General features: G+C 57.1%; 21 protein-coding genes. 13 read left to right on the top strand and 8 right to left on the bottom strand.

The annotated features are described in order from the left end of the window. Window positions 1–314: 314 nt before the first annotated feature. From RGU44_RS10285 to RGU44_RS10275, 3 genes are all read right to left on the bottom strand, one after another. Window positions 315–971, bottom strand: coding sequence for a response regulator transcription factor (locus tag RGU44_RS10285; protein ID WP_322217020.1), 657 nt, complete (start codon window positions 969–971; stop codon window positions 315–317). Continuing rightward, window positions 968–1,858, bottom strand: a complete 891-nt coding sequence (locus RGU44_RS10280; RefSeq protein WP_322217017.1) for a sensor histidine kinase — start codon at window positions 1,856–1,858, stop codon at window positions 968–970. Before RGU44_RS10280 ends, RGU44_RS10285 begins: the two co-directional genes overlap by 4 nt. A 481-nt stretch (window positions 1,859–2,339) precedes the next feature. Then, window positions 2,340–2,843 carry a hypothetical protein gene (locus RGU44_RS10275; RefSeq protein ID WP_322217015.1) on the bottom strand — a complete coding sequence of 168 codons (504 nt, stop codon included), beginning with the start codon at window positions 2,841–2,843 and terminating at the stop codon, window positions 2,340–2,342. A gap of 574 nt (window positions 2,844–3,417) precedes the next feature. Here RGU44_RS10275 and RGU44_RS10270 point away from each other — a divergent pair. Both RGU44_RS10270 and RGU44_RS10265 read left to right on the top strand, forming a co-directional pair. Then, window positions 3,418–4,347 (top strand): chemotaxis protein CheV, encoded by a 930-nt coding sequence (locus tag RGU44_RS10270; protein WP_322178573.1) that lies wholly within the window; start codon window positions 3,418–3,420, stop codon window positions 4,345–4,347. An 87-nt stretch (window positions 4,348–4,434) separates the two neighbouring features. After that, window positions 4,435–5,244 (top strand): MOSC domain-containing protein, encoded by an 810-nt coding sequence (locus RGU44_RS10265; protein ID WP_322217012.1) that lies wholly within the window; start codon window positions 4,435–4,437, stop codon window positions 5,242–5,244. Window positions 5,245–5,347: 103 nt separating this feature from the next. Here the strand turns inward: RGU44_RS10265 and RGU44_RS10260 are convergent, their stop codons facing one another. Beyond that, entirely contained in the window at window positions 5,348–7,276 is a 1,929-nt protein-coding gene (locus tag RGU44_RS10260; protein ID WP_322217009.1) for a transglycosylase SLT domain-containing protein, read from the bottom strand. A 228-nt stretch (window positions 7,277–7,504) separates the two neighbouring features. Here RGU44_RS10260 and RGU44_RS10255 point away from each other — a divergent pair, with 228 nt between their 5' ends. Beyond that, window positions 7,505–9,415: an ATP-binding cassette domain-containing protein gene (locus tag RGU44_RS10255; RefSeq protein WP_322217007.1), complete on the top strand. Its 1,911-nt coding sequence runs from the start codon at window positions 7,505–7,507 to the stop codon at window positions 9,413–9,415. A 105-nt stretch (window positions 9,416–9,520) separates the two neighbouring features. Here the strand turns inward: RGU44_RS10255 and RGU44_RS10250 are convergent, their stop codons facing one another. Continuing rightward, complete coding sequence (locus RGU44_RS10250; protein WP_322217004.1) at window positions 9,521–9,961, bottom strand: universal stress protein; 441 nt, start codon at window positions 9,959–9,961, stop codon at window positions 9,521–9,523. A gap of 101 nt (window positions 9,962–10,062) precedes the next feature. Between RGU44_RS10250 and RGU44_RS10245 the strand changes: the two genes are divergently transcribed. The 7 genes from RGU44_RS10245 to RGU44_RS10215 all read left to right on the top strand — a co-directional run bounded on the left by RGU44_RS10245 (window position 10,063) and on the right by RGU44_RS10215 (window position 18,512). Next, a complete protein-coding gene (locus RGU44_RS10245) occupies window positions 10,063–10,500 on the top strand; it encodes a hypothetical protein (RefSeq protein ID WP_322217001.1) in 438 nt (145 codons plus the stop codon). A gap of 633 nt (window positions 10,501–11,133) precedes the next feature. After that, the gene (gene fadB / locus RGU44_RS10240; RefSeq protein WP_322216998.1) at window positions 11,134–13,281 is read left to right on the top strand and encodes a fatty acid oxidation complex subunit alpha FadB; all 2,148 of its coding nucleotides are present in this window, start codon (window positions 11,134–11,136) and stop codon (window positions 13,279–13,281) included. A 24-nt stretch (window positions 13,282–13,305) separates the two neighbouring features. Next, on the top strand, window positions 13,306–14,481 hold the full coding sequence (gene fadA / locus RGU44_RS10235) for an acetyl-CoA C-acyltransferase FadA (protein ID WP_219063185.1): 1,176 nt from the start codon (window positions 13,306–13,308) through the stop codon (window positions 14,479–14,481). A gap of 103 nt (window positions 14,482–14,584) precedes the next feature. Then, window positions 14,585–14,821, top strand: a complete 237-nt coding sequence (locus RGU44_RS10230) for a DUF1653 domain-containing protein (RefSeq protein WP_219063249.1) — start codon at window positions 14,585–14,587, stop codon at window positions 14,819–14,821. Between the two features lie 113 nt (window positions 14,822–14,934). Next, window positions 14,935–17,547 carry a type I DNA topoisomerase gene (topA, locus tag RGU44_RS10225; protein WP_219063184.1) on the top strand — a complete coding sequence of 871 codons (2,613 nt, stop codon included), beginning with the start codon at window positions 14,935–14,937 and terminating at the stop codon, window positions 17,545–17,547. A 140-nt stretch (window positions 17,548–17,687) separates the two neighbouring features. Further along, window positions 17,688–18,209, top strand: coding sequence for a DUF6586 family protein (locus tag RGU44_RS10220; protein WP_322178579.1), 522 nt, complete (start codon window positions 17,688–17,690; stop codon window positions 18,207–18,209). A 69-nt stretch (window positions 18,210–18,278) separates the two neighbouring features. Then, window positions 18,279–18,512 (top strand): hypothetical protein, encoded by a 234-nt coding sequence (locus RGU44_RS10215; RefSeq protein WP_322216995.1) that lies wholly within the window; start codon window positions 18,279–18,281, stop codon window positions 18,510–18,512. Between the two features lie 13 nt (window positions 18,513–18,525). On the opposite strand, the gene sulA is transcribed toward RGU44_RS10215, so the two are convergent. Both sulA and lexA read right to left on the bottom strand, forming a co-directional pair. Beyond that, on the bottom strand, window positions 18,526–18,999 hold the full coding sequence (gene sulA / locus RGU44_RS10210; protein ID WP_322178581.1) for an SOS-induced cell division inhibitor SulA: 474 nt from the start codon (window positions 18,997–18,999) through the stop codon (window positions 18,526–18,528). A 10-nt stretch (window positions 19,000–19,009) separates the two neighbouring features. Then, window positions 19,010–19,618, bottom strand: coding sequence for a transcriptional repressor LexA (gene lexA / locus RGU44_RS10205; protein WP_219063180.1), 609 nt, complete (start codon window positions 19,616–19,618; stop codon window positions 19,010–19,012). Between the two features lie 264 nt (window positions 19,619–19,882). Between lexA and RGU44_RS10200 the strand changes: the two genes are divergently transcribed. The 3 genes from RGU44_RS10200 to RGU44_RS10190 all read left to right on the top strand — a co-directional run bounded on the left by RGU44_RS10200 (window position 19,883) and on the right by RGU44_RS10190 (window position 22,553). Next, window positions 19,883–20,590, top strand: coding sequence for a TetR/AcrR family transcriptional regulator (locus RGU44_RS10200; RefSeq protein ID WP_219063179.1), 708 nt, complete (start codon window positions 19,883–19,885; stop codon window positions 20,588–20,590). Window positions 20,591–20,802: 212 nt separating this feature from the next. Next, window positions 20,803–21,801, top strand: coding sequence for a beta-N-acetylhexosaminidase (gene nagZ, locus RGU44_RS10195; protein WP_322183090.1), 999 nt, complete (start codon window positions 20,803–20,805; stop codon window positions 21,799–21,801). A gap of 11 nt (window positions 21,802–21,812) precedes the next feature. Then, the gene (locus RGU44_RS10190) at window positions 21,813–22,553 is read left to right on the top strand and encodes an S-methyl-5'-thioinosine phosphorylase (protein WP_322178582.1); all 741 of its coding nucleotides are present in this window, start codon (window positions 21,813–21,815) and stop codon (window positions 22,551–22,553) included. A gap of 112 nt (window positions 22,554–22,665) precedes the next feature. Here RGU44_RS10190 and RGU44_RS25015 read toward each other — a convergent pair whose 3' ends face one another. Next, a complete protein-coding gene (locus RGU44_RS25015; RefSeq protein WP_416194639.1) occupies window positions 22,666–24,195 on the bottom strand; it encodes a DEAD/DEAH box helicase in 1,530 nt (509 codons plus the stop codon). Between the last annotated feature and the right edge of the window lie 419 nt (window positions 24,196–24,614).

The following is a 24,614-nucleotide window of genomic DNA, read 5'->3' as shown; positions in this document are numbered from 1 at the left end:
TTCAGACCTCTCTGTTTTATCTCCAGGGTCAATTCAACTGGATTGATTTTATGGCGTAAGGCGGCTGAAACAGAGGGTGTCGTTTTGTGATGGCGTTAAGGGATTAACCATTTTTTTTGGTCGAAGGAGCCTTTTTGCCTGCCGCATGGTCAATAGTCTGCGCAAGCCACATGGGTATTGAGTCCCGAGAGGGAGAAGACAGTAATGAGATTGCGCAAGACATCTTGGTTTTGCGCGGTAAGCAGGCCCTCAACGAAGAGGTTCGTTCCGCTGTGAGGGCTGCGCTCGTCAAGGCTCGGTACGGCGGAGACGAATCAGTCGTCGAGGCTGATGATCCGCTCTCGTACGCAGAACAACACCAGGCCAGCGACATCGTAAATGTGCAAGCGTTTCATGATTTGCGAGCGATGGGCCTCCACCGTCTTGATACTCAGGCCCAGACCGCCAGCGATCTCGCGCGTGGATTTACCGCGCACTATCAACCTCAGAATTTCCAGTTGGCGTGCTGTCAGGTTGTGATTTTCAATCCGCTCGGGTCTGTTCGCCTGTACGCTGATCAGGGCCTGATCGATCACGGTGTGGGCGATTGCGGGGCTCAGGTAGCGTTCATTATTGTGTAGCGCATTCAGGGCCTGCTCCAGCTCAGTGCCGGTGGCGTCCTTGAGCAGATAGCCATGGGCGCCCATCTCAAGCGCTCGCATGATCAGTTCGGGGTCTGTGTGCATCGACAGGATAAGCACTTTGCTGTGGGGCAGCTTCAGGAGCAGCGTTTCTAGTGCGTCCAGGCCACTGGTCTCCTTCATGGAGATATCCAGAAGAATGATGTCAGGGCGCAGTTGCTGTGCAAGATCGAGCAACTGCGCGCCATCGTTGGCCTCGCCGATCACGGCATAACCAGGGATGTCTGAGACCAGTGCACGTACGCCGGCCCTGATGAGCGCGTGGTCATCGACCAGAAGCAGGTTGATCATAAGCCCTTACTTTTGTTGGCTCGTTCGCGGACACGTGGTGCCCAAGGGAAAAGTGCTTCTATCTGGGTGCCTTTGCCGGGTTCGCTATGGACTGTCAGTGCGCCTCCCAGCAATGCTATCCGTTCGGCCATGCCAGCCATACCACGCTGGCCTTCCTGGCCCGGATTTTCTGCCGGAGTAAAGCCAAGGCCATCGTCTGCGATATGCAGCAGCAAGCCCTCGGACGAGCGTTCCAGACGCACTAATACATTATCGGCCTGAGCATGACGCAACATGTTGGTGACGGCTTCCTGAGTGATCCGATACGCGGCGACTGCCATGTCGTCCGGGATACCCGCCAGGCGTTGATGGCATTCCATACTCCAGCTCACTGTTGTGTTCCCCAGTGTGCGCACTAAATGCGCACGCAAGCTGGCTTCCAGCCCCAGGCTGGCCAATTGGCGAGGATTGAGAATGGCAGACACGTCGCGCACTTTGGCCAGGGTTTCATCCAGCGTGCTGCACAGTACCGCGCATTGCTTATGCCACTCGGGCGCCACGCGACGCTGGAGCCAGTCACTTTGCATCTTGGCGGCGGTGAGCATCTGGCCGATGTCGTCGTGCAATTCACGACTGAGCCGATGGCGCTCGGTTTCTTGCACCTCAAGCATGCGTTCGGCCAGCTCTCGAGGCTGGAATTTGATCGAGTTGCCAGATTGTCGCTGAACGTGCCAAACGCTGGCGATGGTTGCAAGGTTCAGTGCAAGCAAGCCGGCTGGTAATGCCATGCCGTTGAAATAGACCGTAAGGTTGCCCGCGACTGAACCCATGCAAAGTAAGGCGGTAAGCCGACGGGTGCTTTTTTTGCTGAGGGGCCAAAGTTTGAATGACTTGATGCTGGCATGCATAGCTGATGGAGCTATTGGATGTTCGCTGCGGATAACCTGTTTCGGCTGCTATCAGGTCAGTGTGAGGGAGCTCGACGGTGCCGACGCATCACCTTCGGATCATCATTCGTCCAGCCAGTGGCTGGTCAGGTGACGATGGAGTTTATGCCTCTCTGGATAAAAAACTTCGACCGTCAATTCGAACGCGTGGAGCTTACCTCAATTGTTTGAATAATTAATTGTTTTGGGTGTTGTCGGCAGAAAAACCCGGTCAATGCATGTCTGGCTGGTCAGTAATATGCCTGTCGAACGCAGTCGCTCAGTTCGTCCTTCAGCGGGAAGACAGGCAATCAGTGCAGCGCTTGAAACATCGTGGTGCACGACGAAGTTGATGCTTTTATGTGGCTAATTGATCCACAGGGTTGTTATTGATACAGGCAACCCTGTGTCGCACCGCAGGGGACCGTACAGTTGACCAGGCGCTTATTTCCAGCTCGCGGCGTCAGGCAATCCTTGAGGCGGCGATGCTTTCTGGTGCTACTTCGGATTTCAGTGTCAGGGCAGCAGGCCAGCGCGTGGGCGATATAGCACTTGCCAATTGATCTTCAAATCCTACGATAGTCGCGAATGTGTTCAGTAGTTCCAATTGTTCGCTGTCGTCGAGTAATAGTATTCCTGTGTCGGTATCGACCAGTTCCAGTTGCCAGGCGAGAAGAGCGAAACAGTCCCTGAGGGTGGACAATGCATCGCCCTGAAGGCTGGTGTGTGGGGAGGCGAGAGCCAGGAGGTGACGAATCTGCCGGGAGAAGTCAGCAATACTCTCAAGGGACAGCGCGTCAGCCTCGTGGGAGAGGGTGAACAGGGTGCTGAGCAGGCATTCGATAGCGTCCTTATCGTTAATGAACAGCTCCAGATGACACAGGCACTCTTCGGACTTGGCGAGAAGCGCCTGCGATGTGATCAAAAAATCAGGGAGCGAATGTTGCCACTCGTTGCCGTTCAACATGTTTTATCTCCACAACTCATGGACAGCGATCGTAGGTCGCGCTCGGCGAGTGGCTTCAAGTTAATGTTGAAAGCAAACAGATGTCTGTAGTCTATTTCCGAATATTGTTTTTTGATCGCGTTCTGCGACACCGCCTCCCGCTTTTGCGAATGCGTTGCAAAGTACCGGGCGAGTTGTTTTTGGCCTGTGACATACCTTGATACGCGATCAAGGAAGGCCGAGACCCTTATGGTGTTGTCTGAACGTGGTCCTGCGATAGCAAACAAGAGCCTGACTCCATTCATGCAATGAGAATGGCGTCACAATAATGGCTATTAGATATTACTCATATCAGGTTGGGCCTGATTGCCACTCAGGGTTTCCCCTAGAGAATGATTTGGGAGTCAGTTGCCATCGCTGGATAAGCACCGTCGTGACCGAAAGTTCGATCGTTGGAAATGCAAATTGAGTAAACCATGATATCAATATGACATCAATTGCTTTGCGCCTCATTTTGTTGCAATTAAGGTCCTGCTCACTTCGGCCGATAACGGGTTGAGCGCTCTCAATACGAACTATCCCCCAGGAGTCATTAATGGCTGGCATTCTCGACACGGTAGATCAACGCACGCAGCTGGTGGGTGAGAATCGCCTGGAAATTCTGATGTTTCGTCTGGCCGGGCGACAACTGTTCGCGATCAACGTTTTCAAAGTTCAGGAGGTTTTGCAACTGCCCAAACTGACCTTGATGCCGCAGCGTCATCCCTTTGTCTGTGGTGTGGTCAACCTGCGTGGTCAGACGCTCCCGGTCATCGATCTTTCCCAGGCAATTGGTATGCGTCCGCTGATACCAGGGCCCACCAGTACAATCATCGTCACTGAGTACAATCGGTCGGTGCAGGCGTTTTTGGTCGGGGGGGTGGATCGCATCGTCAACATGAACTGGGAGGCGATCCTGCCACCGCCTGCCAGTGCTGGCCGCCAGCATTACCTGACCGCCATCAGCAAGGTCGATGATCAGTTGGTGGAGATTATCGACGTCGAAAAAGTCCTTGCTGAAATCGTGCCTTACAACGCCAAAGTGTCTCGTGACAAATTGCAGGATCCCGTCCTGGAGCTTGCCCGTGGTCGCGAAGTGCTGTTGGTGGATGATTCGAATGTGGCATTGGCGCAACTGCGTGACACCTTGTCCCAGCTTGGGGTGAAGATGCACATCGCTCGTGATGGTCTGAAGGCGTTGAATATGCTCAAGGCATGGGCTGATACCGGCGAAGTCATGACTGACAAACTGTTGATGGTATTCACCGACGCCGAGATGCCGGAGATGGATGGTTATCGCCTGACCACCGAGATCCGCAACGATCCGCGCTTGCGCGGTCTGTATGTGGTGCTGCACACCTCGTTGTCGGGCAGCTTCAACGAATCAATGGTGAAGAAGGTCGGTTGCGACAATTTCCTCTCCAAGTTCCAGCCGGACAAATTGGTCGACGTGGTGCGTGAGCGTCTGATGCTGGATCAGGCCTGACGGATTTTTGGTTTCGAGGTGGGTTTGGGGTGTCGTACGGGGTGTTAACTCGTATAGATTAACGCTTTGCCCATTACGGAGCTGACCATGTTGCGTCTCAGCGCGCTTTATCGATTTCCACTCAAATCTGGCATGGCCGAACCTCTGCAACAAGCCCGGTTCGATGGGCTGGGCCTGGCTGGGGATCGACGCTGGATGTTGGTGGAAGAGGCTTCTGGGCGTTTCTTTACTCAGCGAGCCATGCCGCACATGTCACAGTTGTCGGTGTTGTGGAATGCCGACGGTGGGGTGACCCTCAATGCTCCTGGCTTCCAGGCCCTTGATGTGCCCCTGCCTGAAGACACTGAGGCGTCGCTGCGTGGCGTGACCGTGTGGCGCGACACCCTGCGTGTGCCCGATGCGGGGGATGAGGCGGCCCGCTGGCTCAGCGAGTTCATGGGCAAGCCTACGCGCATGGTTCACGTGCCCGACAACCGGGCTCGCTGGTTGCCCAGCGGTTACGGCACGGTTGAAGACAGGGTGGGTTTTGCCGACGGCTTCCCCTTGCTGCTGATCGGTCAGGCTTCGCTGGATGATTTGTCGGCAAAGGTCGGCTGGCCACTGGAGATGCTCCGGTTCAGGCCCAATCTGGTGGTCGAGGGCAGTGAAGCGTTTGCCGAGGATGGCTGGAAGCGCATCCGTATAGGCGACATCGAGTTTCGTCTGCTAAAGGGCTGCTCGCGTTGCATACTCACGACCATCGACCCCAAGACCGGTGAGCGCACCCAGGATCGCGAACCACTGACCACCCTCAAGACCTATCGCGAGCGCGAAGGGGAGGTGTGGTTTGGACAGAACATGGTCAGCGACGGTCTTGGCACTCTCGACGTCGGGATGCCGGTGACAGTGTTGGAGTAGGGCGAAAGCGGGTGCGCATATCTACTGTGTGCCCATCATTCACACGCGCGCGAAGAGAAGATAAGGTGTCAGGCAGCGAAGAGCCGCCTGACACCATCAGTGCTCACTGATCGTCGAAAAACCGCTCATGCCAATCCACTAGAGGCTGCGGGGAGTTGAGTTTTTCGCCGTAGATCACCGAATAAGACAGTACGTTCTGCACATACTGGCGGGTCTCATCGAAGGGGATGCTTTCAACCCACACATCGAATGCCAGGTGGTTCGCGCCCTTGAGCCATTGGCGAACGCGGGCGGGGCCTGCGTTATAGGCGGCCGATGCGAGTACGCGGTTGCCGTTGAACTGGCTGTGTACCTGGCTCAGATAGGCAGCGCCCAGCTGGATGTTTTTATCCGGATCGAGCACTTGCTGGGGCGATGCCAGCGGGATGCTGAACTTGCGAGCGGTCTCCTTGGCAGTGGTTGGCATAAGTTGCATCAGGCCACTGGCGCCGACGCCGGAACGCGCGTCGTCCATGAAGGCGCTTTCCTGACGCGTAATGGCAAACACCCAGCTGGAGTGCAGGCCGCGGACATTGGCTTCACGTACCAACGTGTCGCGGTGGGCCATCGGGAAGCGAATATCCAGATCGTCCCAGTATTGCGCCTGACTGATGGTGCGGATGGCCGGAAAGTACCAGTGCATGTCGTAGGCCAGTTTGGCCTGAGCGACCATTTCATCGCGGCTGAACAGGCGGCTGACGTGGTACCACTCGCGCCGACCGTCGACCACCTGACCACGATCGTGAAACTCCAGTGCCCGACGTACGCCAGGCGTGGTGCGGACCTTGTTGATGAGCTGCTGACTGAGCATCAGCGGCTTGTTGTTCAGCTGATAAGCGGTCTGCGTACGATCGGCGGCAAGGAAGCCATAGAAGTCGCGCTCCTTGGCGACCGCTTTGTAGAGCGTTGGCACCAGCGGGCTAGTCGGTTGTGACAGCTCCAGAGAGCGCGCTTGCCAGTAACGCCAGCGATTGGTGATCGCCAGGTCCTGCGGCAGTTTGCGGGTCAACTGGTACGCATCGTCCCAACGGCCCAGGCGCAGCAGCAGGCGCAAACGCCATTCGGTGACCGTGTTGTCGCGCAAGTCCGGGTCATATTTGGTCATGACCTCGAGCGCCCGGCCATCGAAGCGGCGGGCCAGCGTCAGACCGATCTCCTTGGCGATTTCCACTTGCTCATCGCGTGAGAAATGCATCTTCGCCGAGTAGCTGTCGAGCATGTCCATGGCTTTCTGCGGGTCCAGCTTGGCCAGACGTCGCAGGCCAAGACCGACCACATCGGACATGGCTTCATCGACCGGCATGAAGCGGGAAGGGTCGTTGAGCAGTTCGGGTTTCTGTGCGACCGCGATTAGCAGCTTGCCTTGCGGGGCCAGTGTAACGAGGCTGTCGACCAGGGAATTGGCCAGGTTGTAATTGCGTGCTTGTGCGGCCAGCTTGGCACGCTGCCAGCGTTTCTCTTCCGGTAACTGGCCCTCTGCTGCCCAGCGCGAGAATAATGCATCGCACGCGGCAGGCTGAGTCTTACCAGTCATCCACAGCTTCTCGGCGTTGGCATAGCCTTCTGCGCGCAGGTTATGGCTCAGTTGGTATTGGCCGTAGAGGCAGTCGAGTTCGGTGAAATTGAGCTTTGGGTCGTAATACTGGGCGAATGTCTGCCAATCGCCACGTTCTGCCAGCCAGCGCAACCAGCGTAGCTTCATCCAGTTGGCCTGAGGCAGGTCGCCGTGAGCCGAGAGAAATCGTTCAATTTCCGGGTTGGTCGCGGTCTTGAGTCGTGCGGTCAGCTCGTCATAGGCCAGATAAGGTTCCAGCGGATAATCGGCGAGCGCCTGGCTATAACGCACGTAGGGGCCGGAATCACCTTTGGCCAGTGCGCGCTTTGCCTCGTCGTAATACTGACGCTGAAGGGTGAGATCTGCTGCTTGGGCCGACTGCGCAGCGGTCGCAGAGAGAAGCAGGCAGGATAAAAAACTGAACAAACGACTGCGCATGAGACTTCCGTGCAGATGAACCGTGAAAGGTACTACTAGCTTAGCCCTTTGCCAGCTCTGGGTGAAAGCATTGCCGACTATGCGACGTGCGACAGAAATATTCATCCGCGTCTGTTCCAGGGCGAAAATCAGGAATTTGCGTTCAGCCGCGGCGGGTTGTTCGTCATTGAATGCCGACATAGCCTGGGTATCTCAGGTAGAATGCGCGCCCAGTTTTTGGAGAAACTCATGACCCTGCTCAAATTCAGCGATGTGTCCCTTGCTTTCGGCGCTATGCCGTTGTTGGACAAGGTGTCCTGGCAGATCGCCCGTGGTGAGCGGGTGTGCATCATCGGCCGCAATGGCACTGGCAAGTCCAGTATGTTGAAACTCGTCAAGGGCGTGCAAAAGCCTGACGATGGTTCTGTGTGGCGTGCCCCGGGCCTGAAAATCGGCGAGTTGCCGCAGGAATTGCCGGTGGCCGACGATCGGACAGTATTCGATGTGGTTGCTGAAGGCCTGGATGGCGTCGGCGCATTGCTTGCCGAATACCACCACCTGAGCCAGAACATCGTCACCGCCGAGGATCTGGACAAGCTGATGCATGTCCAGCACGACCTTGAGTCCCGCGACGGCTGGCGTCTGCAGCAATTGGTCGACAGCACCTTGAGCCGCCTGCAATTGCCGGCCGACAAAACCCTGGCTGAGCTGTCCGGTGGCTGGCGTCGTCGGGTCTTGCTGGCCCAGGCGTTGGTCTCCGAGCCCGATCTGCTGCTGCTCGACGAACCGACCAACCACTTGGATATCGGCGCGATCGCTTGGCTCGAAGAGGCCTTGATGGGCTTCCAGGGCGCGGTTCTGTTCATTACCCACGACCGGTCCTTTTTGCAGAACCTGGCCACTCGCATTCTTGAGCTGGACCGTGGCGGTCTGATCGACTGGGATGGCGACTACGCCAGCTTCCTGGTCCATAAGGAAGCCCAGTTGTCGGCTGAAGAAACCGCCAACGCGTTGTTCGACAAGCGCCTGGCGCAAGAAGAAGTCTGGATTCGTCAGGGCATCAAGGCTCGTCGTACCCGTAACGAAGGTCGCGTACGCGCCTTGAAAGAGTTGCGTGTGGAACGTGGCGAGCGTCGTGAGCGCACGGGCAAGGCCAACATTCAGCTGGATACATCCGACAAGTCCGGCAAGCAAGTGATGGTTCTGGACAACGTCAGCTTCGCTCACCCGGGCGGCCCGTTCCTGATCAAGGATTTTTCCATGGTCCTGCAGCGCGAGGACCGTATCGGACTGTTGGGCGCCAACGGTACCGGCAAGACCACCTTGCTCAAGCTGATGCTCGATAACCTGCAACCCTCCAGCGGCACCGTGGAAGTGGGGACGCGTCTGGAAGTGGCCTATTTCGACCAGTTGCGTCACCAGCTCGATCTGGAAAAAACCGTTATCGACAACGTGGCCGAAGGTCGGGACTTCATCGATATCGACGGTCAAAGCCGGCATGTACTGAGCTATCTGGGCGACTTCCTGTTCAGCCCGCAACGTGCCCGTACGCCAGTGAAGGCATTGTCCGGTGGCGAGCGTGCGCGTCTGTTGCTGGCCAAACTGTTCAGCAAGCCAGCCAACCTGCTGGTACTCGACGAACCTACCAACGACCTCGATGTGGAAACCCTCGAGTTGCTTGAAGAAGTGCTGTTGACCTTCAAAGGCACCGTGTTGATGGTCAGTCACGACCGGGCATTCCTCGATAACGTCGTGACCAGCACCTTGGTGTTCGAAGGTGAAGGCAAGGTTCGTGAGTACGTCGGTGGTTATCAGGACTGGCTGCGTCAGGGCGGCTCGCCGCGCCTGCTGGGTGTGACCGAGAATAAATCCGGTAAAGCCGAACTGGCGACTGCGGTTGTTGCTGCGACGCCGGTGGCTGCGCAGGAAATGCCAGTGGCCAAGAAGAAGCTCAGCTATAAGCTGCAACGCGAGCTGGAAGGGCTGCCTGCGCAAATCGACGAAGTCGAGGCGCAGATGGCTGCTCTGACGGCTGAAATGGCTCATGCCGGTTTCTATCAGCGTCCAGCCGAACAGACTGCGGCAGTGCTGGCGCAAATGGAAAACCAGCAAGCGCAACTCGATGCATTGCTGGAGCGCTGGGCCGAGCTGGACGCGTAATGCGTTTTGCTTTGCTGAGCTGAATAAAAAAGCCCGGGCCATTTTGCAAATGGCCCGGGCTTTTTACTGAAGGCTGGTCGCACCGGCCTTCAATTTACATCCCGGTTACTCAGGGCGCTTCAGGCGCACGGCAAGAACGTCGCACGGCGCACCGTGGAGGACGTCGTTGGCGGTCGAGCCGAGCAGCAACGCCAAGCCATGCCGGCCATGGCTGCCGACAACGATCAGGTCGCAGCCCTGTGTCTTGGCCAGTTGATGGATCTCCTGTCGTGGCTGGCCATAGGTGAGATGGCTGTCGCCGATCCGGACTTCCGGGTACTTCAGCTTCAAGGCTTCGAGTTTCTCTTTGGCCTGGTCGAACTGCTGCTGTTGCAGTTGGGAAAGGTCCATCGGTACATCGCCACCAAAGGCCATGGCCATGGGTTCAACGATATGCACCAGGGACAATTTGGCGCCATTGCTGACGGCGAGTTCGCGAGCGCGGCGGATAACAGGATCGCACTCTTCAGTGAGGTCTATAGCGACCAAAATGTGTTCGTATGGCATGAGGAGTTCCTCTTTAGGATTGCGATAACTGTAAGTATGGCTCTTTTCACCCTGGGCTGGGTGCGCGGTTAAATTGATAATTACTTCTGGGAATAAGAAATATGACGGTCTGGATAGTGTTGTCAATCCTTGCGCTGGTCCTGAGCCCTTTGGCGTGGCTGCGACCTTCGCGCCACCAGAGCGGCAAGATGGCCCTGCGCATGGAGGCACGGCGTATTGGACTTGGCATGCAGCTGGCCCCTCAAGAATGGCCGCACTGGCTGCCAGAAGAGCCGCCAAGCCCCTGCGCGCAATACCACCGACCGCGCCGTAGCGAACGGGCCGCGTGCTGGGTCTATTGGCAAACCACGCCGGGCGTCTGGCTCAACCAATGGCGTGAGCCCTGCGAGGATGCGCAACTGATGGCCCAGTTCAGTACGCTTCCAGCCAACGTGTTCAAGGTCGAGGCGGGTCAGCAGATGATCGCCTTGTACTGGGGCGAGCGCGGCGAACCCGAAATACTGCAACGCATTTCCGTCGTGCTTAAGGCGCTGGCTTGATGATTCTGCCGGTATTGGTAATCAGCCACACCTCAAAATTCAGGCAATAAAAAGCCCGACAACAACATCGGGCTGGGGGTGGCCAGGCAGGCCGATAATCTGTAGCGATCCCTGTGACGAGACTGGGAAGGCACTGTGCTGCGCGATGTTTCGGCCGGACGTGTTTGGCCTGAAACGTTCGGTGCGCTGAATGTAGTCGCTCCCGAAGCGTTTGTCGCTGTCGCTTCCATCATTTTATTCGCAAAAGATGCCCGTCACCTCAAGCGTGCAGGGTTTGCCTGACACTTTGCGTCAGTCTGTTCGTCATAACGGGCATGAATACTTCCCCATTAAGCATGCATCAAACCTGTGATGGGTGCTGATGAATGATCATGTGCCCCCATAATTCGCCGTTTTTATTGGTGTTTTGTTGATTTGACAATTGCCAGGATTTCCGTGAAGGTGTGTTACCCAAATCAAACGGGCGTATGAATTGAGCGTTTGCATTGTCAGAAGGCTCTTACAGAATCCCGACTAACACGTCGGCGGGTGTGTCTGGCGGTTTGGCGTTAGCATTGACGGAAACGTCGTAGTCACGCCGGCCTCCAGTGTCCGACGTGTATTGTTCAGCTTCCATATCGTGGAGATCAGTTGATGATTTACGAAGGTAAAGCCATCACGGTTAAGGCTCTTGAAAGTGGCATCGTCGAATTGAATTTCGATCTCAAGGGTGAGTCCGTCAACAAGTTCAACCGTCTAACCCTCAACGACCTGCGTCAGGCCGTTGACACCATCAAGGCAGATGGTTCGATCAAGGGCGTGATTGTCACCAGCGGCAAGGACGTCTTCATCGTCGGCGCCGACATCACCGAGTTCGTCGACAACTTCAAGTTGCCGGATGCAGAGCTGGTGGCGGGTAACCTCGAAGCCAACAAAATCTTCAGCGATTTTGAAGACCTCAGCGTTCCAACCGTCGTGGCCATCAATGGCATCGCCCTGGGCGGTGGTTTCGAGATGTGCCTGGCAGCGGATTTCCGCGTGATGTCCAGCAGCGCCAAGGTCGGTCTGCCTGAAGTCAAACTGGGCCTCTACCCAGGTTTCGGCGGCACCGTGCGTCTGCCACGCATCATCGGTGCCGACAACGCTATAGAGTGGATCGCGTCAGGCAAAGAAAACCGTGCTGAAGATGCTCTGAAAGTCGGTGCTGTCGATGCGGTGGTTGCCCCTGAAAAACTGCGTGAAGCCGCGCTGGATCTGATCAAACGCGCCATTTCCGGCGAGTTCGATTTCAAGGTCAAGCGTCAGCCGAAACTGGACAAGCTCAAGCTCAATGCCATCGAACAGATGATGGCATTCGAAACCGCCAAGGGCTTCGTTGCAGGCCAGGCTGGCCCGAACTACCCGGCGCCGGTCGAAGCGATCAAGACCATCCAGAAAGCCGCCAACTTTGGCCGGGACAAAGCGCTGGAAATCGAAGCTGCCGGCTTCGTCAAAATGGCCAAAACCTCGGCTGCGCATAGTCTGATCGGTCTGTTCCTGAATGATCAGGAACTGAAGAAAAAAGCCAAGATCTACGATGAAGTCGCAAAAGACGTGAAGCAGGCGGCGGTACTCGGTGCAGGCATCATGGGCGGCGGCATTGCCTATCAGTCGGCGGTAAAAGGCACGCCGATCCTGATGAAGGACATCCGCGAAGACGCCATTCAACTGGGTCTGAACGAAGCGTCCAAGCTGCTGGGCAACCGTGTCGACAAAGGTCGCCTGACCTCGGCGAAGATGGCTGTGGCCCTCAACGCAATTCGTCCGACCCTGTCCTACGGTGATTTCGGCACCGTCGACTTCGTCGTCGAAGCCGTGGTCGAAAACCCTAAGGTCAAGCAAGCTGTACTGGCTGAAGTCGAAGCTCAGGTCAAGGAAGGCACCATTCTGGCGTCTAACACCTCGACCATTTCCATCAGTTTGTTGGCCAAGGCCCTCAAGCGTCCGGAAGACTTCGTCGGTATGCACTTCTTCAACCCGGTGCACATGATGCCGCTGGTCGAAGTGATTCGTGGTGAGAAATCCAGTGAAGTCGCGGTTGCGACGGCTGTGGCTTATGCCAAGAAAATCGGCAAGAACCCGATCGTGGTCAATGACTGCCCGGGCTTCCTGGTCAACCGTGTCCTGTTCCCGTACTTCGGCGGTTTTGCCAAATTGGTCAGCGCCGGTGTGGACTTCGTTCGCATCGACAAGGTCATGGAAAAATTCGGTTGGCCAATGGGCCCGGCCTACCTGATGGACGTAGTCGGTATCGACACCGGCCACCACGGCCGCGATGTCATGGCTGAAGGTTTCCCTGATCGCATGAAGGATGATCGTCGTTCGGCTATAGACGTGCTTTACGAAGCCAATCGTCTGGGGCAGAAGAACGGCAAGGGTTTCTACGCCTACGAAATGGACAAGAAGGGCAAGCCGAAGAAAGTCGCCGATGCCGCCGTGCTTGAAGTACTCAAGCCGATTGTCTACGAGCAGCGCGAAGTGTCCGACGACGACATCATCAACTGGTTGATGATTCCGTTGTGCCTGGAAACCGTACGCTGCCTGGAAGACGGCATTGTTGAAACGGCCGCCGAAGCTGATATGGGCTTGATTTACGGCATCGGTTTCCCTCCATTCCGTGGCGGTGCGCTGCGTTACATCGACTCCGTGGGTGTCGCTGAATTCGTCGCGCTGGCTGACAAGTACGCTTATCTGGGCGCCTTGTACCAACCCACCGCGAAGCTGCGTGAGATGGCCAAGAATGGCCAGAGCTTCTTCGGTTAAGCGCCCAACGATTGAGAGGAATTTATGAGCTTGAATCCGAGAGATGTCGTGATTGTTGACTTCGGTCGCACTCCGATGGGCCGCTCCAAGGGTGGCATGCACCGTAATACCCGCGCTGAAGATATGTCCGCGCACCTGATCACCAAGCTGCTGGAACGTAACGTCAAGGTCGATCCTGCGGAAGTCGAAGACGTAATCTGGGGGTGTGTGAACCAGACCCTGGAGCAGGGCTGGAACATCGCTCGCATGGTGTCGCTGCTGACGCCGATCCCGCACACCTCGGCGGCACAGACAGTCAGCCGCCTGTGTGGCTCGTCCATGAGCGCTCTGCACACTGCTGCGCAAGCGATCATGACCGGCAACGGTGATGTGTTCGTGATCGGCGGTGTCGAGCACATGGGCCACGTCAGCATGATGCATGGCGTGGATCCGAACCCGCATATGTCACTGCACGCGGCCAAGGCTTCCGGCATGATGGGCCTGACTGCAGAAATGCTCGGCAAAATGCACGGCATCACCCGCGAAGCGCAAGACGCTTTCGGTGTGCGCTCGCATCAGCTGGCACACAAGGCCACGATTGAAGGCAAGTTCAAGGACGAAATCATCCCGATGCAAGGGTATGACGAGAACGGCTTCCTGAAAATGTTCGACTACGACGAGACCATTCGTCCAGAAACGACATTGGAAAGCCTGGCCGCCTTGAAGCCTGCGTTCAACCCGAAAGGCGGTACCGTGACGGCGGGGACTTCCTCGCAAATCACCGACGGTGCATCGTGCATGATCGTCATGTCCGCACAACGCGCTCAAGACCTTGGCATCCAGCCTATGGCGGTTATCCGCTCGATGGCAGTGGCAGGTGTTGATCCGGCGATCATGGGCTATGGTCCAGTACCGGCAACGCAAAAAGCGTTGAAACGTGCCGGTCTGAGCATTGCCGATATCGACTTCTTCGAGCTCAACGAAGCTTTCGCTGCACAGGCCCTGCCAGTGCTGAAAGATTTGAAAGTTCTCGACAAGATGAACGAGAAGGTTAACCTGCACGGCGGCGCGATCGCTCTGGGTCATCCATTTGGGTGTTCTGGCGCGCGGATCTCCGGCACGTTGCTGAACGTCATGAAGCAAAATGGCGGTAACCTTGGGGTTGCTACCATGTGCATCGGCCTCGGTCAGGGCATTGCCACCGTCTTCGAACGCGTCTAAACGGTTCGAGTGATGGACGCCGGGGCCTTGTGCCCCGGCTTTTGTTTTTCTGAAAAATTGTTTTTGAAATCTTTTATTTCGGATTTTTTACGAGGGCAGCAGCATGCAGTTACAGCCAGGACTCTATCGCCATTACAAGGGCCCTGAGTACCGTGTATTCAGCGTTGCCCGACACTCTGAAACCGAAGAGGAAGTGGTGTTCTACCAAGCACTCTATGGCGATTACGGCCTGTGGGTGCGGCCTTTGAGCATGTTCCTTGAATCCGTCGAAGTTGACGGTGAACAGGTGCCTCGCTTTGCTTTGGTTCAGGTTGAACCCAGTCTGTTTTCAAGGCCTTGAGCTGAGATCGCGCAGTAACCTGTGCTTGACCTCACCTGATTGCCACTATATATAGCGGGCCTCGACAGGCACCAACCGCCTTTCATTTCTAGAATTCAGGAATTTTCTGATCCATGGGCAAATCGCTGGTCATTGTGGAATCCCCGGCTAAGGCCAAGACCATCAACAAGTACTTGGGTAACCAATACGTGGTGAAGTCGAGTATCGGCCATATCCGAGACTTGCCCACTAGCGGTTCCGCTAGCGCCAGCAAAGAGCCCGCTGCCAAGCGTGGCAAGGCTGCCGCTGGTGATGCGCCTGTGCTTACGCCAAAGGAAAAAGCCAAGCGCCAGCTCGTCTCGCGCATGGGTGTCGATCCTGATCATGGCTGGAAAGCCAAGTACGAAATCCTTCCTGGTAAAGAGAAGGTGGTCGAGGAGCTGCGCCGGCTCGCCAAGGATGCTGACATCATCTATCTCGCAACCGACTTGGACCGCGAGGGGGAAGCCATTGCCTGGCACCTGCGCGAAGCCATCGGTGGTGACGACAGCCGCTACAAGCGCGTGGTGTTTAACGAAATCACCAAGAAAGCGATTCAGGAAGCGTTCTCCAAGCCGGGCGAGCTGGATATCAATCGGGTCAATGCCCAGCAGGCACGTCGCTTCCTCGATCGTGTCGTGGGTTACATGGTGTCGCCGCTGCTCTGGCAGAAAGTCGCCCGTGGCTTGTCGGCAGGCCGTGTGCAATCGGTTGCCGTGAAGCTGGTGGTGGAGCGTGAGCGCGAGATTCGTGCGTTCAACCCCGAAGAATATTGGGAAATCCACGCTGATCTGGGCACCACCAAAGGCGCCAACGTACGCTTTGAAGTGGCTCGCGAAAACGGCGAAGCTTTTAAGCCGTTGAATGAAACCCATGCCATGGCTGCGCTGGAGAAGCTTAAAGCGTCCAGCTATAGCATCGTCAAGCGTGAAGACAAGCCGACCAGCAGCAAACCTTCTGCGCCGTTCATCACGTCGACCCTGCAACAGGCGGGGAGCAACCGCCTGGGCTTTGGCGTGAAAAAAACCATGATGATGGCCCAGCGTTTGTATGAAGCGGGCTATATCACGTACATGCGTACCGATTCGACTAACTTGTCAGTCGATGCGGTCACCATGGCGCGCAGCTACATCGAAACCGAGTTCGGCAAGAAGTACCTGCCTGAATCGCCAAACGTCTACAGCAGCAAAGAAGGCGCACAAGAGGCGCACGAAGCGATTCGTCCGTCCGATGTCAACACCCACCCGAGCAAGTTGACGGGTATGGAGCGTGACGCTGAGCGCCTCTACGAGCTGATCTGGCGTCAATTCGTCGCGTGCCAGATGCCACCGGCGCAATACCTGTCGACTACCGTCAGCGTCGCTGCTGGCACCTTTGAGCTGCGCGCCAAAGGCCGCATCCTCAAGTTCGACGGTTACACCCGTGTCATGCCGCAGATGGCCAAGCCGGGTGACGACGATGTGTTGCCGGACATGGCTCAGGGCGACAATCTGAAGCTGAACAAGCTCGATCCAAGCCAGCACTTCACCAAGCCGCCTGCGCGCTACTCTGAAGCGAGCCTGGTCAAGGAAATGGAAAAACGCGGTATCGGTCGTCCATCGACGTACGCCGCGATTATTTCGACTATTCAGGATCGTGGTTACGTCGCGTTGCATAACCGCCGTTTCTACTCCGAAAAAATGGGCGATATCGTCACCGGGCGCTTGTCTGAAAGCTTCTCGAACCTGATGGACTACGGCTTCACCGCCGGCATGGAAGAGAACCTCGATGACGTCGCTCAAGGTCAGCGCGACTGGAAAAACGTGCTCGACGAGTTCTACGGTGACTTCAAGAAGAAGCTCGAAGTAGCCGAAGCGCCAGACAGCGGCATGCGTTCCAACCAGCCGGTGATGACGGACATCCCCTGCAAGCTCTGCGGTCGCCCGATGCAGATTCGTACGGCGTCGACCGGAGTGTTTCTCGGTTGCTCCGGGTACAGCCTGCCGCCTAAAGAGCGCTGCAAGGCGACCGTCAACCTCACACCCGGCGACGAAATTGCCGAGGATGACGAGGGTGAGTCCGAGTCGCGCGTATTGCGTGGCAAGCACCGTTGCCATATTTGCAGTACGGCCATGGATGCGTACTTGCTGGACGAGAAGCACAAGCTGCACATCTGCGGCAATAACCCCGATTGCGTGGGTTATGAGATCGAAGAGGGCACCTACCGGATCAAGGGTTATGAAGGCCCGAGCCTGGAGTGCGACAAGTGTGGTTCCGAGATGCAGCTCAAGACGGGTCGTTTCGGCAAGTTCTTCGGTTGCACCAACCCTGACTGCAAGAACACCCGCAAGCTGCTGAAAAGCGGTGAAGCGGCCGGGCCGAAAATGGACCCGGTGAAAATGCCCGAACTCAAATGCGAGAAGGTCACCGACACGTACATTCTGCGTGACGGTGCTTCCGGCCTGTTTCTGGCGGCCAGTCAGTTCCCGAAAAACCGCGAGACCCGCGCTCCGCTGGTGATCGAGATCGTGCCGCACAAGGATGAAATCGATCCGAAGTACCACTTCCTCTGCGAAGCACCGAAGAAAGATCCCGACGGGCACCCTGCGGTGATTCGTTACAGCCGCAAAACCAAAGAGCAATATGTGCAGACCGAAGTGGAAGGCAAGCCGACAGGCTGGCGCGCGTTCTACGATGGCAAGGCCTGGAAGGTCGAAGACAAACGTTGATCTATTGCGCCTGACGCTACGCGTCAGGCGCCCATCGATTGTCTGATGCTGGCTCGCCCGGTGCGCCCAAAGCGTATTGCGCGAGCCAGATTTGCTTTGAGTCGAGCCGTTCTTTTTTGTTTGTGATGGAGAATGCCACCATGGCCCATGAACTCTATACCCGTACCAACCAGAAAATTTACTTTGCAGGGCTCGCTCTTGAGGCGCTGGGCAAGGCCCAGGAGAGCCGGGCTATGAATGCTATCGCGCTGGTTCAGGCTGAGCGTGAGTCCGTACTGTTTCACCTGTATGGCGCGTTGCTCGGTTTGTGCCATGAAATCGCAGGATTTTACCGTTTGCCCCAAGCCAATGCGCCGCGCGCAGAGCTGCTGCTGACCAAGGACGTGCTGGACGCTATCGCGATCCCTGAAATGGCCGAGCTGATCGAGCTGGCACAAAACCGGGAAACCTGGCTTGCGCAGTTGCTAGCAGCCTACAACGCGCTGTTCCTGCCGCCACGTGCGCCAAGGAAAGCCAAGGGTGACGTTACGCAGCCAATGATTATCGCTGTCAGCCTGGATGACGAGCCTGAGCCTGAGTTGGGCCGCGAGGAAATGGAAAGTTGGCGTCAGCAGCTCAAGAGCTTGACGATTCGTTTTCGCGAAGGGCTGAGCGAGTGCTGATTGATCGATGGGCTAGGGGCTGAGTCGACAGGCTGATACAATGCTGGCCTTTCGTGGAGAACAGATCCTATGCCAACGTCCTTTTTAGAAATTGTCGAGTTGCCCGACGGCCGTATCGAACTGCGCCGTGCTGAGGACGAGGGCTCCTTGGTTACCCTGGATTTCTCCGCTGATGCCAAAGTTTTTTTGCAAGGTCAGCACGTAGAAATCGCTAAAGCCATGCTGAGCGTCGGCGTTCAGATGGCTGGGCGCCTTGCGGAAGGCGACCTTGATAAGCACGATGGCCCGCGCGTTCTTCATTGATCACGGGCTGATTTCAGCCCAGCCGAATATTCAAACTTTGTGCATCACCCGTTCTGGCAGCGCTGACCAGCTGTTGGCGCGCCCCGGTATTAATCGGGTTGAGCCAGCTGACAACCGTGTGGCTGCGACCCAGTCGCAGAGCTTCGCAGGTCAATTGCAACGCGCTTTGTGTGCCGCGTGGTTGCAGTAGAAGAATCCGTTCACGATTAAGCCCCGCATCACGCAGCCAGGTCTGAGTCAGGCTCGCAGGCGGCGCGATCAATGTCAGCCAGCGTGCATCCTGGTCCTGACTCAGCTCCCGCAAAATCGGCGCCAGAAGGTTCAGACAGTTCCCGGCTGCGCCGCGCAATGACAGTTCACTAAAAGCGTCTGGCTCTGTGTTCCAGGGCGTGTCGACCACTTCTTTAAGGAGCGGGGCGATGGGCTGAGCCATGAATGCCTCGAACAGTGGTAGTTGTGCTTGCTGTGGTGTTTGGGGGAACTGCATAACGTCTCCTTTAGCGGCGAATGACGCCGACACTCAAGCCTTCGATCACCAATTCCTGATCTTTGAGGTTCACTTCAATAGGGGCGAAATCCGGGTTCTCGGCGAGTAGCCAGACCTTGCTGCCTTCACGCTTGAAGCGTTTAACCGTCACTTCATCACCAATTCGCGCCACGACGATTTGACCGTTGCGGGCTTCGCGGCAGGTGTGAACGGCAATCAAGTCGCCATCGAGGATGCCGACGTCTTTCATGCTCATGCCATGTACGCGCAACAAATAGTCTGCGCTCGGATGGAAGAAAGACGGGTTGATGTTGCAGGACTCTTCGACATGTTGCTGCGCCAGAATCGGTGCGCCAGCGGCAACGCGACCGATGATTGGCAGGCTGCGCTCTTCGGACTTGGCCTCGAAGCCTGGAATACGAATACCCCGCGAGGCGCCTGGCGTCATTTCGATAGCGCCTTTGCGCGCCAGAGCCTTGAGGTGTTCTTCCGCCGCATTGGGCGACTTGAAGCCCAGTTCCTGAGCGATTTCCGCACGGGTCGGCGGGTAGCCGTTGTCTTCAAGGCAGCGTTTGATGAAACCCAGAATCTCAGCTTGGCGTGGCGTCAGTTTTATCATGATGATCGCTCTGTCTTTTTATACAGTGACTGGGATTATATACAGTGATTGCGTCTTGGCAATCGTCCTTTTTACTCAGGCCGCTGGACGGTGTGCAGAAGGGTGTTGGCAGGTGATCCGAGGCAATAAATCACGCAATGGCTACAGGCCCCGGGTTATATGATTAAATGCATGACTGGTCAGCCAGAAAACGAACGGACAGACTTGACAAATAGCCCGGCTGAAACGTATGTTTCAAACGAGTGTTTGTCAGGCAGAAAAACCATGGCCCAGTCGGAAACAGTTGAACGTATCCTTGATGCTGCTGAGCAGCTGTTCGCGGAAAAAGGCTTTGCCGAAACATCGTTGCGGTTGATCACCAGCAAAGCCTCGGTCAACCTGGCCGCGGTGAATTATCACTTTGGTTCGAAGAAGGCCCTGATTCAGGCGGTTTTCTCGCGCTTCCTCGGTCCGTTCTGTATCAGTCTCGATCGAGAGCTGGAGCGTCGTCAGGCCAAGCCTGAACACAAGCCGACACTTGAAGAGCTGCTGGAAATCCTCGTCGAACAAGCGTTGGTGGTGCAGCCGCGGAGCGGTAACGACCTGTCGATTTTTATGCGCTTGCTGGGCCTGGCCTTTAGTCAGAGCCAAGGGCACCTGCGTCGTTACCTGGAAGACATGTACGGCAAGGTGTTTCGCCGCTACATGCTACTGGTCAATGAAGCCGCCCCGAATATTCCACCGATCGAACTGTTCTGGCGCGTGCATTTCATGCTCGGCGCTGCGGCGTTCAGCATGTCCGGGATCAAAGCGTTGCGAGCGATCGCCGAGACTGATTTCGGGGTCAATACCTCCATTGAACAAGTCATGCGTCTGATGGTGCCGTTCCTGGCAGCCGGCATGCGCGCCGAAACAGGCGTGACCGACGCGGCCATGGTTTCTGCACAACTCAAGCCACGTAGCAAAAGTACGGTCGCCGTCGCCAAGGTTTGACTGTTGATGGGTGGGCGCGGCAGCTTTCATCGGCTAAGCTAGCCGCCCATGCGTACCCTCGATTTATTCATGTCTCCCACGCCACTCCGTATGTGTCCGGCTTCGCCGATGGGCAGCGGTGTGTGCGTCTGGCTGTCTTCACTGCGCTTTGATGCCACGCCCGGATCGGGTGTCGGCTGCGTTGAGTTAAGGAATTGCATATGAGTTCTGGCCTGCAAGGCTCGTTGATGGTGGATGTCGCCGGTACTTGGCTGACCGCTGAGGATCGCCAGTTTTTGCGTCAGCCCGAAGTTGGTGGCCTGATTATTTTCGCGCGCAATATTGAGCATCCACGCCAGGTTCGTGAACTCAGTGCCGCTGTCCGTGCGATACGGCCTGAGTTGTTGTTGGCGGTCGATCAGGAGGGCGGGCGGGTACAGCGCCTGCGTCAGGGATTCGTCCGATTGCCCGCAATGCGGGCGATTGCCGACAACCTGAATGCCGAATCTCTGGCCGAGCATTGCGGATGGCTGATGGCCACTGAAGTGTTGGCGGTCGGGCTGGATTTGAGTTTTGCGCCAGTCCTCGATCTGGATTATCAGCGCAGTGCCGTGGTCGGCAGCCGGGCTTTTGACGGTGATCCTGAACGTGTGGCGTTGCTGGCGGGCGCCTTTATTCGTGGCATGAACGCCGCGGGCATGGCGGCAACCGGGAAACATTTTCCTGGCCATGGCTGGGCTGAAGCCGACTCCCATGTCGCGATTCCAACGGACGAGCGCAGCCTGGATGAAATCCGCGCCAAGGACCTTGTGCCGTTCGCTCGCCTGAGCAAGCAACTGGCTGCCGTGATGCCGGCCCACGTCATTTATCCGCAAGTCGATGCCCAGCCTGCTGGTTTCTCCCGGCGTTGGTTGCAAGATATCCTGCGCGGCGAGTTGCAGTTCGATGGGGTGATTTTCAGCGATGATCTGTCCATGGCCGGCGCACATGTGGTCGGTGATGCTGCAAGTCGTATCGAGGCTGCTTTGAGCGCCGGGTGTGACATGGGCCTGGTCTGCAATGATCGGGCTGCTGCCGAGCTGGCACTCGGTGCTGCGCAACGGCTGAAGGTTAAGCCGTCGCCACGCATTGCGAGGATGCGAGGCCAGGCGTACGCCACTACTGAATATCGTCAGCACCCACGCTGGCTGGCGGCCCTTGATGCACTGCGTGCCGCCCAACTGATCGACTGAAGGATGTATTAATGACTGTTTACGCGATTATCGGCGGCACTGGCCTGACCCAACTTGAGGGCTTGAATATCCGTCAGTCCCTGCCGATGAATACGCCTTATGGTGCGCCGTCGGCCGAGATTCAGATTGGCGAATATGCAGGCCGCGAGGTGCTGTTTCTGGCGCGCCATGGTCACCCCCATCGCCTACCGCCGCATCAGGTCAACTACCGCGCTAATCTGTGGGCATTGAAGCAGGCCGGGGCAGAGGCGATTCTGGCCGTGAATGCTGTGGGCGGGATTCATCCGGCGATGGGCACTGGGCATTTCTGCGTACCGCATCAGTTAATCGACTACACCAGCGGTCGCGAGCACACCTATTTTGCCGATGATCTGGAGCAGGTGACCCACATCGACTTCAGCTACCCCTACAGCGAAGTGCTACGCACGCGACTTATTGCAGCGCTGGCGGCTGAAGGCTGTGCTTACAGCGACCAGGGCGTGTATGCCTGTACTCAGGGCCCGCGCCTTGAAACCGTGGCGGAGATCATCCGCCTGGAGCGTGATGGTTGCGATATCGTCGGTATGACCGGTATGCCTGAAGCGGCACTGGCCCGCGAAATAGAACTGGATTACGCCTGTCTGGCGCTGGTGGTCAACCCTGCGGCAGGCAAGTCGTCGGCAGTGATTACCATGGCCGAAATTGAACAGGCACTGCATGACGGAATGGGCAAGGTGAAGGCAACTTTGGCGCGGGTGCTTGCTGCTGGCTGAAGGCTGCGCTGGGGACGGACATGGGCAAGCCCGCTCCTGCATCTATTGTTACCCCTCGCTTACCCAGTGAACGCTCACTCAGCTTTCACAGGGTAAGTTAGGGGTGGCTGACTCAATGCTTTATCTTTTTGACCGGCGCTGGCAATGGCGCGAACAGGGCGGCGATGTCTTCGCTTCCCAGCTTCCAGTCACCTGCGGTCCTGCCATCCAGTACGCCTGACGCCAGCGCTGATTTTTCCTGCTGTAAACGCTGGATTTTCTCTTCCACGGTGCCGCGCGCGATCATCTTGTAGACGAACACCGGTTTCTCCTGGCCGATGCGGTACGCGCGGTCGGTGGCCTGATTTTCGGCCGCCGGGTTCCACCAGGGATCGTAATGGATCACCGTGTCGGCTGCGGTCAGGTTCAGGCCGGTGCCACCGGCTTTGAGGCTGATCAGGAAAACCGGAAGCTTGCCGCTCTGAAAATCCTGCACCGGTGTGCGACGGTCTCTGGTTGCCCCGGTGAGCAATGCGTATTCGATGCCGCGCTGTTTCAGCTCGGCTTCGATCAGGGTCAGCATTGAGGTGAACTGCGAGAACAACAGGATTTTTCGACCTTCTGCCAGCAACTCTTCAAACATTTCCATCAGACTGTGCAGCTTGGCCGAGCTGCCATGGCGCCCCGTTGCAGGTGCGCTGTTGACCAGCCGTAAATCACAGCAGACCTGGCGCAGTTTGAGCAGCGCCTCAAGTACGATGATCTGACTGCGACCAACGCCTTTGCGGGCGATTTCGTCGCGCACCTTTTTGTCCATGGCTAGGCGCACCGTCTCATACACATCGCGCTGGGCGTCGTTGAGCTCGACCCAATGGATGATTTCGGTCTTGGGCGGCAGTTCGGTTGCGACTTGCTCCTTGGTACGGCGCAGCAAAAACGGCTTGATTCGCGCGTTCAAGTGCTGCAGGCGTTCTTCGTTGCCCTGCTTCTCGATGGCGGTGCGGTAGTTGCTGTTGAACTGCTTGCTGTCGCCCAGCCAGCCGGGCATCAGGAAGTGGAACAGCGACCAGAGTTCGCCCAGATGGTTTTCCAGCGGCGTACCACTCAGGCACAGGCGCTGTCGGGCGTTTAGACTGCGCGCGGCCTCAGCGGCCTTGCTGTTGGGGTTCTTGATGTACTGCGCTTCGTCGAGGATCAGCACATGCAGCGGTTGCTGCGCCAACAATTCTACATCGCGCGGCAGCAATGCATAGGTGGTGAGAATCAGGTCGTAATCCTGCAGGTTGGCAAAGTCCTGGCGCCGACCTGGCCCATACAACGCCAATACACGTAGTTGAGGTGCGAAGCGTTCAGCTTCATCCATCCAGTTGGGAATCAGGCTGGTGGGCATCACGGCCAGGGACGGGCGATCAAGGCGACCGGCCTGTTTTTCCACCAGCAGGTGGGCCAGGGTTTGCAGGGTTTTACCCAGGCCCATGTCATCGGCCAGGATGCCGCCCACTTCCAGTTCGCGCAGCGATTGCATCCAGCTCAGGCCTTCGAGCTGATAGGGTCGCAGGGTCGCATTCAAGCCATCGGGGACACTTACTGAAAAATTCTTGATGTCCGCCAGGCGCTCGCCGAATTGGCGCAGGCGTTCACCGCCTTCCCATGTCAGCGGCATATCGTCCAGCTGGGTCAAGCGTGCGGCGTCTGCAGTATTGAGGCGCAGCGCGGTATTGCCGTCTTCGCGCCAATAGAAGTCACCCAGGGTTGCCAGTACTGGTTTTAGACGGCCGTAGGGCAGGGCGACTTGCACCGGGCCGCCACCTCGCTGGGTGAAGTGGTTGAGCTGGACCAAGAGTTGCTCATCATCCCGACGCTTGGCGATCCCGGCCGGGCTCATCAGTTCGGGGTGGCTGCGCAGTAGATTGATCAGAATCGGCAGCAGGCTCAGGCGCTCACCATTGACGATGATGCCCAGCTCCAGGTCGAACCAGTCGTGCTCAGGCTGCTCATCAATGACTGCATACCAGTCGTCTACGGGGGTGACGTCAAACGCGAAATCCTCCGCGACGTCGATCTCCCAGCCTTGCTCACGCA

This window comes from Pseudomonas sp. 5C2, assembly GCF_034314155.1.
GTDB lineage: Bacteria > Pseudomonadota > Gammaproteobacteria > Pseudomonadales > Pseudomonadaceae > Aquipseudomonas.
This window is presented reverse-complemented; position numbering and strand designations above follow the sequence as displayed.

Bases quoted from the DNA above. Each gene is read 5' to 3' on its own strand.
- RGU44_RS10285 (WP_322217020.1), bottom strand. From the start codon at position 971: ATGATCAACCTGCTTCTGGTCGATGACCACGCGCTCATCAGGGCCGGC.
- RGU44_RS10280 (WP_322217017.1), bottom strand. From the start codon at position 1,858: ATGCATGCCAGCATCAAGTCATTCAAACTTTGGCCCCTCAGCAAAAAA.
- RGU44_RS10275 (WP_322217015.1), bottom strand. From the start codon at position 2,843: ATGTTGAACGGCAACGAGTGGCAACATTCGCTCCCTGATTTTTTGATC.
- RGU44_RS10270 (WP_322178573.1), top strand. From the start codon at position 3,418: ATGGCTGGCATTCTCGACACGGTAGATCAACGCACGCAGCTGGTGGGT.
- RGU44_RS10265 (WP_322217012.1), top strand. From the start codon at position 4,435: ATGTTGCGTCTCAGCGCGCTTTATCGATTTCCACTCAAATCTGGCATG.
- RGU44_RS10260 (WP_322217009.1), bottom strand. From the start codon at position 7,276: ATGCGCAGTCGTTTGTTCAGTTTTTTATCCTGCCTGCTTCTCTCTGCG.
- RGU44_RS10255 (WP_322217007.1), top strand. From the start codon at position 7,505: ATGACCCTGCTCAAATTCAGCGATGTGTCCCTTGCTTTCGGCGCTATG.
- RGU44_RS10250 (WP_322217004.1), bottom strand. From the start codon at position 9,961: ATGCCATACGAACACATTTTGGTCGCTATAGACCTCACTGAAGAGTGC.
- RGU44_RS10245 (WP_322217001.1), top strand. From the start codon at position 10,063: ATGACGGTCTGGATAGTGTTGTCAATCCTTGCGCTGGTCCTGAGCCCT.
- fadB (WP_322216998.1), top strand. From the start codon at position 11,134: ATGATTTACGAAGGTAAAGCCATCACGGTTAAGGCTCTTGAAAGTGGC.
- fadA (WP_219063185.1), top strand. From the start codon at position 13,306: ATGAGCTTGAATCCGAGAGATGTCGTGATTGTTGACTTCGGTCGCACT.
- RGU44_RS10230 (WP_219063249.1), top strand. From the start codon at position 14,585: ATGCAGTTACAGCCAGGACTCTATCGCCATTACAAGGGCCCTGAGTAC.
- topA (WP_219063184.1), top strand. From the start codon at position 14,935: ATGGGCAAATCGCTGGTCATTGTGGAATCCCCGGCTAAGGCCAAGACC.
- RGU44_RS10220 (WP_322178579.1), top strand. From the start codon at position 17,688: ATGGCCCATGAACTCTATACCCGTACCAACCAGAAAATTTACTTTGCA.
- RGU44_RS10215 (WP_322216995.1), top strand. From the start codon at position 18,279: ATGCCAACGTCCTTTTTAGAAATTGTCGAGTTGCCCGACGGCCGTATC.
- sulA (WP_322178581.1), bottom strand. From the start codon at position 18,999: ATGCAGTTCCCCCAAACACCACAGCAAGCACAACTACCACTGTTCGAG.
- lexA (WP_219063180.1), bottom strand. From the start codon at position 19,618: ATGATAAAACTGACGCCACGCCAAGCTGAGATTCTGGGTTTCATCAAA.
- RGU44_RS10200 (WP_219063179.1), top strand. From the start codon at position 19,883: ATGGCCCAGTCGGAAACAGTTGAACGTATCCTTGATGCTGCTGAGCAG.
- RGU44_RS10190 (WP_322178582.1), top strand. From the start codon at position 21,813: ATGACTGTTTACGCGATTATCGGCGGCACTGGCCTGACCCAACTTGAG.
- RGU44_RS25015 (WP_416194639.1), bottom strand. From the start codon at position 24,195: ATGCCGCTGACATGGGAAGGCGGTGAACGCCTGCGCCAATTCGGCGAG.